9 protein-coding genes and 1 pseudogene are annotated in these 13,891 nt (G+C 57.7%); 6 read left to right on the forward strand and 4 right to left on the reverse strand.

Features of this window, described 5'->3' with window-relative positions:
* Positions 1-122 precede the first annotated feature (122 nt).
* Positions 123-938: a Cof-type HAD-IIB family hydrolase gene (locus tag R0140_RS18825; RefSeq protein WP_032739395.1), complete on the forward strand. Its 816-nt coding sequence runs from the start codon at positions 123-125 to the stop codon at positions 936-938.
* A gap of 140 nt (positions 939-1,078) precedes the next feature.
* Positions 1,079-2,344 (forward strand): DUF1479 domain-containing protein, encoded by a 1,266-nt coding sequence (locus tag R0140_RS18830; protein ID WP_008805790.1) that lies wholly within the window; start codon positions 1,079-1,081, stop codon positions 2,342-2,344.
* Here R0140_RS18830 and R0140_RS18835 read toward each other — a convergent pair.
* Positions 2,341-3,414, reverse strand: coding sequence for a LacI family DNA-binding transcriptional regulator (locus R0140_RS18835; protein ID WP_032739944.1), 1,074 nt, complete (start codon positions 3,412-3,414; stop codon positions 2,341-2,343). The genes R0140_RS18830 and R0140_RS18835 overlap by 4 nt on opposite strands.
* 298 nt (positions 3,415-3,712) lie before the next feature.
* Between R0140_RS18835 and R0140_RS18840 the strand changes: the two genes are divergently transcribed.
* Positions 3,713-5,014 (forward strand): MFS transporter, encoded by a 1,302-nt coding sequence (locus R0140_RS18840; RefSeq protein ID WP_012968650.1) that lies wholly within the window; start codon positions 3,713-3,715, stop codon positions 5,012-5,014.
* A 15-nt stretch (positions 5,015-5,029) separates the two neighbouring features.
* Positions 5,030-7,393 (forward strand): glycoside hydrolase family 31 protein, encoded by a 2,364-nt coding sequence (locus R0140_RS18845; RefSeq protein ID WP_032739393.1) that lies wholly within the window; start codon positions 5,030-5,032, stop codon positions 7,391-7,393.
* A gap of 376 nt (positions 7,394-7,769) precedes the next feature.
* Here R0140_RS18845 and R0140_RS18850 read toward each other — a convergent pair whose 3' ends face one another.
* On the reverse strand, positions 7,770-9,362 hold the full coding sequence (locus R0140_RS18850; RefSeq protein ID WP_008805786.1) for an ABC-F family ATPase: 1,593 nt from the start codon (positions 9,360-9,362) through the stop codon (positions 7,770-7,772).
* A gap of 48 nt (positions 9,363-9,410) precedes the next feature.
* Between R0140_RS18850 and R0140_RS18855 the strand changes: the two are divergent.
* Positions 9,411-10,326 (forward strand): annotated as a pseudogene (locus tag R0140_RS18855) (tyrosine-protein phosphatase).
* A gap of 200 nt (positions 10,327-10,526) precedes the next feature.
* A complete protein-coding gene (ldtB, locus tag R0140_RS18860; protein ID WP_008805784.1) occupies positions 10,527-11,441 on the forward strand; it encodes a L,D-transpeptidase in 915 nt (304 codons plus the stop codon).
* 147 nt (positions 11,442-11,588) lie between these two features.
* Here the strand turns inward: ldtB and R0140_RS18865 are convergent, their stop codons facing one another.
* Both R0140_RS18865 and R0140_RS18870 read right to left on the reverse strand, forming a co-directional pair.
* Positions 11,589-12,305, reverse strand: a complete 717-nt coding sequence (locus R0140_RS18865; protein WP_016160535.1) for a GntR family transcriptional regulator — start codon at positions 12,303-12,305, stop codon at positions 11,589-11,591.
* A gap of 67 nt (positions 12,306-12,372) precedes the next feature.
* A complete protein-coding gene (locus tag R0140_RS18870) occupies positions 12,373-13,749 on the reverse strand; it encodes a glycoside hydrolase family 1 protein (protein WP_012542372.1) in 1,377 nt (458 codons plus the stop codon).
* Positions 13,750-13,891: the final 142 nt, after the last annotated feature.

Consider the following 13,891-nt stretch of genomic DNA (forward strand, 5'->3'; position numbering starts at 1 on the left):
AGGCAACGTTGCCACCCGGCATTTTCTGCGCTGAGTGAACTTTCATTCGAAATAAATTTGTGCTCCCCATCACATTGTAATTAGAATGTTACTGGTCGAAGTTAAGCCAGGAGCATCCCCTTATGACCGTTAAAGTTATCGTCACCGATATGGACGGAACTTTTCTCAATGACGCCAAAACCTACGATCGCTCACGGTTTCTGGCGCAATTCGCCCAGCTGCAGCAGCGCGGCATTGAATTTGTTGTCGCCAGCGGCAACCAGTACTATCAGTTGATCTCCTTCTTCCCGGAGATCCGCGAGCAGATTTCGTTCGTCGCCGAAAACGGCGCGCTGGTCTTTGAGCATGGTAAGCAGCTGTTCCACGGCGAACTGACCCGCCACGAATCGCAGGTGGTGATCGGCGAATTACTTAACGATCCGCAGCTGAACTTCGTCGCCTGCGGCCTGCAGAGCGCGTATGTGAGCGATAAAGCTCCGGACGCCTTCGTCGACCTGATGTCAAAGCACTACCACCGTCTGCAGCGGGTAAGCAATTACCATCGCATCGACGACACGCTGTTCAAATTCTCCCTCAACCTGCCGGACAGCGAGATCCCACAGCTGATCGATAAACTGCACGTGTCGCTCGACGGGATCATGAAGCCGGTCACCAGCGGCTTTGGCTTTGTCGATTTGATTATCCCCGGCCTGCATAAAGCCAACGGCATCAGCCGCCTGCTCAAACGCTGGAACCTTTCGCCGCAGCAGTGCGTGGCCATCGGCGACAGCGGCAACGACGCCGAAATGCTGAAGCTGGTGAAATACGCTGTCGCCATGGGTAACGCCGCCGACACCATCAAGGCTATCGCCGGCTACGCCACTGACGATAATAACCATGACGGCGCGCTGAACGTCATTCAGGCCGTCCTCGATAATACCGCTCCCTTCAACGCGTGACCCTTCGCCGGGGCATCGCGCCCCGGTTTTTCCATTTTGTGCGCCGTAGCAAGATTTTAAACTTGCATTAACTCCATTTTAACTTAAATTAACGTTTGTAAGATTTAACACTTTCGAATGAAAGATACAGCGAGGTTATTATGGCTGCTCTCCCGACCCACGAAACATTACCTGCCGACCACAAAGCGGCAATTCGCCAGATGAAACAGGCCTTACGGGCACAAATTGGCGATGTCCAGGCAGTGTTCGATAAACTCTCGGCGCGTATCAGCGAGCGCCTGGACGAGATTAATGCCCTGAAAGCCACAGGCCAGGAGGTCTGGCCGACGATCCCGTTCAGCGATATCGCCGAAGGAAAAGTGAGCGATGAGCAGCGCGCGGCGATTAAGCGCCGGGGCTGCGCAGTGATCAAAGGACACTACCCGCGCGAACAGGCGCTGGCCTGGGACAACGCGATGCTGGAATACCTCGATCTGAACCACTTCGATGATGTTTACAAAGGACCTGGCGACAGCTTCTTCGGTTCGCTGGAGGCTTCGCGTCCGGAAATCTATCCGATCTACTGGTCCCCCTCGCAAATGCAGGCGCGACAGAGTGATGAAATGGCGGCGGTGCAATCCTTCCTCAATCGCCTGTGGCGCTTTGAACAGAATGGCAAGCGCTGGTTCGATCCGGATGTCAGCGTGATTTACCCTGACCGTATCCGCCGCCGCCCGCCGGGAACCACGTCAAAGGGGCTGGGGGCGCATACCGATTCTGGCGCGCTGGAGCGCTGGCTGCTTCCCGCCTATCAGCAGGTTTTCGCCAACGTCTTTAATGGCAATATCGACGCCTACGATCCGTGGGACGCCGCGCACCGTACCGAAGTGGAAGAGTACACCGTCGACAACACCACCAAATGCTCGGTGTTCCGCACCTTCCAGGGCTGGACCGCGCTGTCGGACATGATCCCGGGTCAGGGGCTGCTACACGTGGTGCCGATCCCGGAGGCGATGGCTTATGTGCTGCTGCGCCCCCTGCTCGACGATGTGCCGGAAGATGAGCTGTGCGGCGTCGCGCCGGGCAGAGTGCTGCCGATCTCTGAGCAATGGCACCCACTCTTAATTAAAGCGTTAAGCTCGATTCCGGCGCTGAACGCTGGCGATTCCGTCTGGTGGCACTGCGATGTTATTCACTCAGTGGCGCCGGTGGAAAATCAACAGGGCTGGGGCAACGTGATGTACATCCCGGCCGCGCCGATGTGCGAAAAGAACCTCGCCTACGCGCAGAAAGTGAAAATTGCTCTGGAAAAAGGGGCCTCGCCGGGGGATTTCCCGCGCGAGGACTATGAGGCCAGCTGGCAGGGGCGCTTCACCCTGGAAGATCTGAATATTCACGGGAAACGGGCGCTGGGTATCCCGGTTTAATCGTCATACAGCCCCTGCGGCTCCACGGCGGTATGGCCTTTGCCCGGCCGGATCCGCCGTACCGAATCACGTACCACCAGCGTGCCGTGCAACAGTAGCGAGCCGTGCGGCGCCTCCGGGCGCAGCAGGCGCTGCTGCAGGAGATGCACCGCCTCGCTGCCCAGCTCATCTCGCGGCACATGCACCGCGGTCAGCGGCACCTCCTGAATCGCCGCCAGATTAAACCCGTCGATACTCATTACCGAAACATCCTGCGGCACCCGCAGGCCTCGTTTTTGCAGGGCGCTGACGGTGCCGGCGGCCATAAAATCGCCGCCCACCAGGAAGGCGGTGGGCATCGGGCGCCCCTGTAAAGCGTCAAGCCAGGCCCCTACCTGCTCTTCCGTCTCTCTGGCGCTAAAGTTGGCGACGCTGATGAGATCCCGGCTGGCGGTAAAGCGCAGATTGCGCGCGCGCCATGCTTCCTGGATCCCGCCCAGCCGCAGCTCCATGGTATAGCGGCGCAGGCACATCACGTTCATCACCGCCCGATGGCCCATATCAAACAGATAGCGGGCGGCGCACTGGCCAATCAGACGATGGTCGGGGGCAATGGACGGCAGCCGCATCCCTTCATCCCGACAGTTGATCAATACGCAGGGTTTGCCCAGATCCGCCGCCAGGCCATGAATATGCGGATCGTCGATCCCCAGCAGCACCGCGGCCTGGGTCTCCGCTTCGTTCATGCGGGCAAGAAACAGATTGGCGTCGCTGTCGTTCTCGTCCAGTGCGCAGTAGCGCAGGCGCACTTCATGCGCCGCCAGCGCGTTATTGATGCTCTGGATCACCCGGTAGTAGAAGATATCCGATCGCTCATCGAAGGCGCGCTGCGGAGCAAACACCAGCAGATTATTGAGCAGCAGACGCCCGGCGGCCAGTCCCTGCATGACCCCCAGCTCGCGGGCGCACTCCAGCACCGCCCGGCGCGCCTTATCGCTGGTATTCGCCTTTCCGGCCAGGACGCGCGAAACGGTGCTGGCCGACAGCCCGGTGCGGGCGGCGATTTCGGCGACGCGCAGCTTTTTATCCATTTTGTGATCCAGCTCCGATTGGAAAATGAAAGAATTTTCATAATCGCCAAAGCGCTTCCTGTAAGCAAATGACAGAGCGAAATTTGAGATCTCGGTCATTTCATGAAAAAAGTTGCATAAATAGCACTTTGCCCGACGTTTTTTCTCCCTTAGCCTGAATTGGTCCAACATCTCCCATACTAGTTATACCAATGATGTTGAGATAAAAAATAGACTATTCAAATAGTTAAAAAAACTATGTGACCACTCAGGGAAAGAGGCCGTCACTTTCCCCCTACAACGTCTTGTGGAGTGTGCTATGAGTCAAGGCCTCAACAATGATATCGCGGTCAGTAAAACGCGCCGGGTGGTAAAAAACCTGCGCTGGTGGGTGCTGGTCCTGTTTTTACTCGGCGTCACCGTCAACTACATCACACGTAACTCGCTGGGGATTATCGCCCCGGAACTGAAAGCGACGCTCGGTATTACCACCGAACAATATTCCTGGATCGTCGGCGCGTTTCAGCTGGCTTACACGATTTTCCAGCCGCTCTGTGGCTGGCTTATCGACGTCATCGGCCTGAAGCTCGGGTTTATGATCTGCGCTACCCTGTGGGCGCTGGCCTGTATCGCCCACGCCGGGGCTGGCAGCTGGCTGCACCTGGCTATGTTGCGCTTCTTTATGGGCGGCGCCGAGGCGGCCGCCACGCCGGCGAACGCCAAAACCATCGGCGAGTGGTTCCCGAAATCTGAACGGCCAATCGCCGCCGGCTGGGCTGGCGTCGGCTTCTCTATCGGCGCAATGCTGGCCCCGCCGATTATCTACTTCGCCCACGCCTCCTTCGGCTGGCAGGGGGCGTTTATGTTTACCGGCGCGCTGGCGCTGCTGTGGGTGGTGCTGTGGTGGGCTTTCTATCAGAACCCGGAAAAGCACCCGAACCTCAGCAAAAGCGAGCTGGAGTACATCAAGCAGGATAACGAAGCCCCGCCGGTGAAACAGCCCTTCTTTACCGCGCTCAAAACCGTCTCGAAGAATAAACGTTTCTACGGTATCGCCATCCCCGCCTTTATGGCCGAGCCTGCCTGGGCGGTACTGAGCTTCTGGGTGCCGCTGTACCTGGCGAAAGAGCACGGCATGGATCTGAAGCAGATCGCGATGTTCGCCTGGCTGCCGTTCCTCGCCGCCGATCTTGGCAGCGTGGTCAGCGGCTATCTCACCCGCCTGTACGTTCGCTGGTTCGGCTGCACGCGAGTCAACTCGGTTATCGCCAGCTCGGTAACCGGCGCGTTTCTGATGATCTCGCTGGCCCTGGTCGCCATTACTCGCGATCCCTATATCACCATCATCCTGATCTCCATTGGTGGTTTCGGCCATCAGATCATCTCCTGCATGCTCAGCGCGCTGGTGGTGGAGTCTTTCGACAAGGGACAAATGGCGACGGTCAACGGTATGCGCGGTTCCGCGGCGTGGATCGCCAGCTTCCTGTTCTCATTATTAATCGGGGTGACCGCCGACAAAATTGGCTTCAACCCGCTGTTTATCGCCATGGGTTTCTTTGACCTGATTGGCGCCGTTTTCCTGGTGGCATTTATTGCTGAACGTCGCGCCAAGCGCGCCTGAGAGTGGATGTAAAATATGAAGACGTTGAAACACTGGAGTTTGCACCAACAGCTGGAGCATCACGTTGAACTGACCGTTGATGGTCAGCACACTTTGTGTCTGTATGTGCTGGAAGAGAATTTATTCCGCGTCTTGCTGAAGCGCCAGGGCCAACTGGCGCTGGATCGCACCTGGAGTATCGCCCCGCAGCAGGATGTGCCGTGGGAAGGCCGCGCGCGGGATGACCTCAGCGGTTTTAGCCTCCCGGCCTGGCAGATGACCAAAGAAGATGACGCGCTGACCATCGCCACCCGCCAGCTGCGCGTCACCGTTCACCAGCCGCTATGGCTGGAGTGGTGCTATCGCGACGACGCCGGCGAGTGGCAGACGCTCGCCAGTGACCGCCCCACCAGCGCCTATCTGGCAAACGCTCACGGCGACGGCGTCGCCCATTATCTGAGCCGCCGCAAAGATGAGCGTTTCTACGGCCTGGGTGAAAAAGCCGGCGACCTGCAGCGTAACGGCAAACGCTACGAAATGCGTAACCTCGATGCCATGGGCTACAACGCCGTCAGTACCGACCCGCTGTATAAACATATTCCGTTTACCATCACCCAGCGCAGCGATATCAGCTACGGCCTGTTCTATGACAACCTGAGCAGCTGCTGGCTGGATCTGGGCAATGAAATCGACAACTACCACACCGCCTATCGCCGCTGGCAGGCGGAGGCCGGCGATATCGATTATTACCTGTTTACCGGTAAACAGGTGCTGGATGTGACCAAAGCCTTCGTCCGCCTGACCGGTAAAACCTTGTTCGGGCCAAAATGGAGCCTCGGCTACAGCGGCTCCACGATGCACTATACCGACGCGCCGGATGCGCAAAATCAGCTGATGAACTTCATCCGCCTGTGCGAGCAGCACGCGATCCCTTGCGACTCGTTCCAGCTCTCTTCCGGCTATACCTCGATCAACGGCAAGCGCTACGTCTTTAACTGGAACTACGACAAGGTGCCGCAGCCAAAAGTGATGAGCCAGTCGTTCCATGATGCCGGGCTGAAGCTGGCCGCCAATATCAAACCCTGCCTGCTGCAGGATCATCCGCGCTATGGCGAAGTGGCGGAGCGCGGTCTTTTTATTCGCGATTCGCAAACCGACGCGCCGGAGCGCTCCAGCTTCTGGGATGATGAAGGGTCGCATCTCGACTTCACCAACCCGCACACCGTGGCCTGGTGGCAGGAAGGCGTGACCACCCAGCTACTGGAGATGGGTATCGATTCGACCTGGAACGATAATAACGAGTATGAGGTGTGGGACGGCGAGGCGCGCTGCTACGGCTTTGGCCGCGAAATCGCCATTAAACATATTCGCCCGGTGATGCCGTTGCTGATGATGCGCGCCTCCATGGAAGCCCAGCAGCGCTTTGCGCCGCAAAAGCGCCCGTATCTGATCTCCCGCTCCGGCTGCGCCGGGATGCAGCGCTACGTCCAGACCTGGAGCGGCGACAACCGCACCAACTGGGATACGCTGCGCTATAACATCCGCATGGGGCTGGGCATGAGCCTTTCCGGGCTGTTTAACGTCGGCCACGACGTCGGCGGTTTCTCCGGCGATAAACCCGAGCCGGAGCTGTTCGTGCGCTGGGTACAAAACGGCGTGATGCATCCGCGCTTTACCATTCATTCGTGGAATGACGACCAGACGGTCAATGAAGCCTGGATGTACCCGGAAATCACCCCGGCGATCCGCTCAGCCATCGAGCTGCGCTACCGTCTGCTGCCCTATTTGTACACCCTGTTATGGCAGGCGCATGCCGATGACGAACCGATGCTGCGCCCGACCTTCCTCGATCACCAGCACGATACCCAGACCTTCGCCGAGTGCGATGACTTCCTGCTGGGTCGCGATCTGCTGGTGGCCAGCGTGGTCGAGCCCGGCGCCCGTCAACGCCAGCTGTGGCTGCCCGATAATCAGGACGGCTGGTACGATTTTTACAGCCACCAGTGGTTCGCCGGCGGCCAGTGGGTGACGCTGGACGCGCCGCTGGAAAAACTGCCGCTGCTGGTCCGCGCCGGCGCCGGTCTGCCGCTTAGTGAACGTATCAGCCACGTCGATGCGCAAAAAGACGATCGTCGCGAACTGCAGTTGTTCCCGCTGAAAGGTACCGGCTCAACCCGCGGTCTGCTGTTTGAAGACGACGGCGAAAGCTGGGGCTATAAAGAGGGGGATGCGCTATGGCTGGAGTGGGAAATGATCTGCAGCGCCAACAGCATAAACCTGAATATCAACGCTCGCGGCAGCTACCGTCCGGCGTGGAAAGCGCTGAAGCTGTCATTACCGGCGGGAGAAAAGCGCAAGCTGCTGGTGAATGGCGTTGAAGGGACCGAGTGGAGGCGCTAAGCGATATGCCGGGCGGCGGCTTACGCCTTGCCCGGCCTGGATTTTATGATGTTCCCGGATTGCGCTACGCTAATCCGGGCTACAAACGGGTGGCCTCAAAATCCCCGGTGGCGCTACCGCTTACCGGGGCTACAGCACTGTGCGGTTTGGTAGCCCGGGTAACGGACAGTTTCAGTAACCATGGGTACAAGATAGAGCTCTTAAGCTCACAATGGCACGGACCGTAGGCCGGATAAGGCGCAGCCGCCATCCGGCGCGAAAGTGGCTCTTTACCCGCAGTTATTGCCCGGCGGCGCTACGCTTGCGCGGGCCTACAGATCACATGCCAGGCGTAGCCCGGGTAAGGCGTAGCCGCTACCCGGGTAACGGACATGGATTACTCGATACCTTTGCTGCGCAGGTAGTCTTCGTAGTTACCGCTGAAATCGATCACGCGTTCTGGGGTGATCTCCAGGACGCGGGTCGCCAGCGAGCTGACGAACTCGCGGTCGTGAGAAACGAAGATCAGGGTGCCCTGATACATCTCCAGCGCCATGTTCAGCGATTCGATCGATTCCATATCCAGGTGGTTGGTCGGTTCGTCCATGATCAGGATGTTTGGCTTCTGCATCATCAGCTTACCGAACAGCATGCGCCCTTTCTCACCACCAGAAAGGACTTTCGCCGGCTTTTTGATATCGTCCTGGCTAAACAACAGACGGCCGAGGATACTGCGTACCGCCTGCTCGTCGTCGCTTTCCTGCTTCCACTGGCTCATCCACTCGAAGACCGTCAGGTCGTTTTCGAACTCGTACTCATGATCCTGCGCGTAGTAACCAATTTGCGCGTTTTCAGACCATTTCACGGTGCCGTTGTCCGGCTGCAGTTCGCCTACCAGAGTTTTCAGCATGGTGGATTTACCCACGCCGTTGGCGCCCAGAATGGCAATCTTCTCGCCCACTTCCAGCAACAGGTTGACCTTTTTGAACAGCGGACCTTCATCAAAGCCTTTGGTAAGGGCTTCCACTTCCAGCGCGTTACGGAACAGTTTCTTGTCCTGTTCGAAGCGGATAAACGGGTTCTGACGGCTGGAGGCTTTAACCTCTTCCAGCTTGATTTTGTCAATCTGGCGCGCGCGCGAGGTGGCCTGACGTGATTTAGAAGCGTTGGCGCTAAAGCGGCTAACGAAGGACTGCAGGTCCGCAATCTGCGCTTTTTTCTTGGCGTTGTCCGCCAGCAGACGCTCACGCGCCTGGGTGGCCGCGGTCATGTATTCGTCGTAGTTGCCCGGATAGACGCGCAGCTCGCCGTAGTCGAGGTCCGCCATGTGGGTGCAGACCATGTTCAGGAAGTGACGGTCGTGCGAGATGATGATCATGGTGCTGTCGCGATCGTTCAGCGTCTGCTCCAGCCAGCGGATGGTGTCGATGTCCAGGTTGTTCGTCGGTTCGTCGAGCAGCAGGATATCCGGATTGGAGAACAGCGCCTGCGCCAGCAGGACGCGCAGTTTCCAGCCCGGCGCGACTTCGCTCATCGGGCCGTAATGCTGTTCAACCGGAATGCCGACGCCGAGCAGCAGTTCGCCGGCGCGCGCTTCGGCGGAGTAACCGTCCATCTCGCCGTATTTGACTTCCAGGTCGGCCACTTTATAGCCGTCTTCCTCGCTCATTTCGGGCAGCGCGTAGATGCGATCGCGCTCTTGCTTCACTTCCCACAGCTCGCCGTGGCCCATGATAACCGTATCCAGCACGGTGAATGCTTCGAAGGCGAACTGATCCTGGCGCAGCTTACCGATACGCTCGTTCGGGTCGAGAGAAACGTTGCCCAGCGTCGGCTCGAGATCGCCGCCGAGGATCTTCATAAAGGTCGATTTACCGCTGCCGTTGGCGCCGATCAGACCATAACGGTTGCCGCCGCCAAATTTAACGGAGATATTTTCGAACAGCGGCTTACTGCCAAACTGCATGGTAACGTTGCTGGATACTAGCACGGGGATATCCTGAAAAAAGAGAATGAGGGGTGTGACACAACAGACATTATGCCAGCAAATGACACACTTTTCACGGCCTGCGGTAAATTCCGCCGCGGCGCTTGTGCTAAGGTCTTTGTCAGATGAGCCGCAGACCAGGGCTCAAACGGTTATTCTGTACGTCATTATGAGGAACCCCATGACCACCAGCCTACCGCGACACCCGGCTTTTTTATCCCTGCAGGGCGGTATCAATTTTCGCGACCTCGGCGGCCAGCGCGCCGCCGACGGACGCACGGTACGCAGCGGCAAGCTGCTACGCTCCGGTGCGCTAAATCGGTTGACGGCGGACGATCTCAACCATCTGGCGACGCTGCCGCTCAGTCGGGTGCTCGACTATCGCGACCCCGGCGAAGTGCAGCGCACCCCTGACAAGCTTAGCCCGCTCACTCACTATTTAAACGCGCCCGCTAATCCGCCGCTCGGCGATGTGAATGCGAAAGTCACCGAGCTGAATGCTGCCACCCTTAACGCGCTGAACGGGGAGCAGTTTATGCTGCAACTGTATCGCCAGTTGCCCTTTAATAACCCGGCCTATCGCCAGCTCGCCGCCTGGCTGACCACGCCTTTTGAAGGCGCTTTACTGCAACACTGCGCCGTCGGCAAAGATCGCACCGGCGTCGGCTGCGCGTTAACCCTGTTTGCCGTCGGATGCGACAGCGAGACGGTCATGGAGGAGTATCTGCTCACCCACGGCATGCTGACACAAGTGGAAGCCTGGATGCTGGAGATGCTGGGCAACGACCTGACGCCCCAGGGACGCCAGAGTCTGGCGGATATCCTGACGGTGAAAGAGTCCTATCTCGCCGCCGCGCTGTCAGCCATCCACCAGCGCTATGGCACGGTCGACGCTTGGCTGGCAGAAGAGTACCAGCTCACCGCCCCGGCACGCGCTTCGCTACAGGACCGGTTACTGGAAGGATAACCTCCCTGTCACCCGCGTGAGAGGCGGCGATTGCATCATCCGCCAGCCCCGTCAGCCGAGGCGACAGGGAAAAAAATGTGATTTCGTACACATCTGATTTACCTGTTTAGCGGAATGCACATATAATGCGCTCCCATCTACTGTCTCAATCATTAACAAAGGCCTGTGTGGCGTTGATTTCGCACACGACATTAAAGACTATGAAATTATCTACACTCTTAGCGGCAGCCTTCGCCCTCGTAGGCTTTTGCAATACAGCGTCTGCTGTCACCTATCCTTTGCCGACCGACGGCAGCCGTTTGGTTGGTCAGAATCAGGTCATCACCATTCCGGATGATAACAAGCAGCCGCTGGAATACTTTGCGGCGAAATATCAGATGGGGCTGTCCAACATGCTGGAAGCCAACCCGGGGGTGGACACCTATCTGCCAAAAGGCGGTAGCGTCCTGAACATCCCGCAGCAGCTGATCCTGCCGGACACCGTCCACGAAGGCATCGTCATCAACAGCGCCGAGATGCGTCTGTATTACTATCCGAAAGGCACCAACACCGTGATCGTTCTGCCGATCGGTATCGGCCAGTTAGGTAAAGATACGCCGATTAACTGGACCACCAAAGTCGAACGCAAGAAGGCCGGCCCGACCTGGACGCCGACCGCCAAGATGCACGCTGAATACGCCGCTGCCGGCAACCCGCTGCCAGCCGTCGTACCGGCCGGTCCGGATAACCCGATGGGTCTGTACGCGTTATATATTGGCCGTCTGTACGCCATCCACGGCACCAACGCTAACTTTGGTATTGGCCTGCGCGTGAGCCACGGCTGCGTGCGTCTGCGCAACGATGACATCAAATTCCTGTTTGAGAATGTGCCGGTCGGCACCCGCGTGCAGTTTATCGATGAGCCGGTAAAAGCGACCACCGAGCCGGACGGCAGCCGTTACATTGAGGTTCACAACCCGCTGTCGACCACCGAAGCGCAGTTCCAGGGCGGCGAAATCGTGCCGATCACCCTGACTCAGCCGGTACAGGCGATCACCAGCCAGTCTGATGTCGATCAGAACGTGGTTGAGCAGGCTATCCAGAACCGCTCCGGTATGCCGGTGCGTCTGAACTAAGTTCTGCATGACAAGAAAAACGGCGGGCCTGATGCCCGCCGTTTTTTTATCTGCATTTCCCCGGGCTGCGGCTGACGCCTTGCCTGGGTTACCAAACCTGACAACACCCTGGGCCTGCTAAGCGCTGCGCAAACAGGGGTCCCCGGTCTAGCCGTTATTCACCAGAATAATCCCGCCGTGATCGTAGCGATAGTGACAGTGGGCATACTCCAGCGGCGTACCGTCTTCGAGGTAGATCACCTGTTCAACCTCCAGCACCGGGTCGGTGAGGTCGCAGTGAAGATGTAATTTATCCAGTTCATCCGGCTTCATCGCCCGCACCACGCGGTAAGATCCCATCAGCTTCAGCCCCAGCGTCTCCTGGATATAGCGAAACACCGAGCTTTCCAGATGGCTTTTATTGAGCCCCGGCACTAGCCCCACCGGCATGACCGTCAGATCCAGCGACACCGGTTCCCCGTTGAGCAACCGCAGGCGAACGAAGTCATACACCGGCGCATCGGCGTCAATCAGCAGCGAACTCTGCTCTTTGTCGCTGGGAAAACGCACCTCAAAGCGCACCACTTCGCTTTGTACCTCGCCAAGATGCTCCCAGGTTTTGGTGGCGCCAAAATAGTCGCTGCCGGGCAACTCCCACTGCGACAGCTGGAGAAAATTTTTCCGCACAAAGGTACCCAGTCCTTTGCGGGTATAGATAAGCCCTTCGACGATTAACTGACGCATCGCCTGCTGGATCGTCATCCGGCTGGTGTTGAACTCCGCCGCCAGCGCAAACTGGTCGGGTAGCGGCGCGCTGGCAGGATACTGCTGGCTGATGATGCGTTTTTTTATTTCCCGCGCGATTTGCAGATACTTCGCCGTCATTCCCGGTCCTTTTACATTCTGTGTGTGGCTGGCGGACAGCATACTTGACCTGACCGCCAGGACACTGTTACATCGCTTCGCCGTTGCTGTGGATCACCTGCTTTAGCCACGCATAGCTCTTCTTCGGCACCCGCCGCAGATCCTTGAGGTCATGGTTCTCACGATTGACGTACACCACGCCGTAGCGCTTACGCATATCGCCCTGAGAGCTGAGGATATCGATTAATCCCCAGCCGAGATAGCCAATCACCTGCGCGCCGTCCTCAAATATCGCCGCTTTCATGGCGTTAATATGGTCGCGATGGTAGGCGATGCGGTAATCATCGGCAATGGGATGTTCGCCATCCCAGGATTCGATCACCCCGATGCCATTTTCAATCGGGAACACCGGTAGCCGCCAGTCATTGTAATAGCGGGTGATGATCATGCGAAATCCCAGCGGATCGATCTGCCAGTTCCATTCCGTCGCTTTCAGGTACGGGTTATCCTGATTACCGAATAGCATGTAATTGTTGACCGCCGTTCCCGGCGGGATCGCGTCGCTATTGAGCGCACGGCTGGCGTAATAGCTGAACGCCAGATAATCGACCTTCACCGTCGCCATCAGCGCGATATCTTCAGGGCGATAAATATCGTCAAAGCCTTGGCGAGCGACAAAATGCATCACTTCCGGGCTATAACCCTCGCCGGCGTAGGCGCGCAGCAGGTTCTGGTTTAAAAACTCGTCCAGTTGCTGGGCGCAGAGAATATCGCGTGGTTTGCAGGTAGCCGGATAGACCAGCGCATGGGCCAGCATTCCGCCCATCAGGCACTGCGGCTTCGTCTGATGCAGATAGTGGGTCAGATGGACATGCGCCATCATCACGTGGTGCTGGATCTGGTAGAGTTCGCGCAGCGTTTTATCGCCACGCAAATAGCCGGTGATCAGGAAGGCTTCCGGCGAATGGTAGAGGTTCTGTTCATTGAAGGTCAGCCAGTACTTCACCTTATCGCCGTAACAGTCGATCATCTTCTGGCCATAGCGGATAAAGGCGTCCATGACCCGGCGGTCGGTAAAACCGTTGTAACGCTCCGCCAGCGACAGCGGCATATCAAAGTGATACAGGCAGATCATCGGTTCAATACCGCGGGCAATGAGTTCATCGATAAACTGATGGTAGAACGCGATCCCCTCTTCATTGAATTCGCCGTCCCCTTCCGGGCACACCCGGCTCCAGGCGATCTGGAAGCGGTAGCAGTTCATGCCCAGATCCTGCATCAGATCGAAATCTTCGCGAAAGCGATGATAGGAGTCGGTCGCGACCTTCCAGTCCGAGGCGAATTCCGCCGGTTGACGAATATCGTACACCGACATCCCCTTGCCCCCCTCGTTCCACGCCCCCTCCGTCTGCATGCTGGAGACGGAATTACCCCATAAAAAATCTGCCGGTAGTGTGTTCTTCATGCTGCGCCTCGGTATATGACTAGTCATTTAACTGTAATGACTAGTCATATACAAAAGATCCGCCACCGAAGCAAAAGTCGGATCGTTTTCTGTGAGCCAGGCAAACAAAAAAGATCGCCGCAAGCGGCGATCTTTATAGGCA

It is taken from the genome of Klebsiella sp. w6, assembly GCF_033100215.1.
Taxonomy (GTDB): domain Bacteria; phylum Pseudomonadota; class Gammaproteobacteria; order Enterobacterales; family Enterobacteriaceae; genus Klebsiella; species Klebsiella variicola.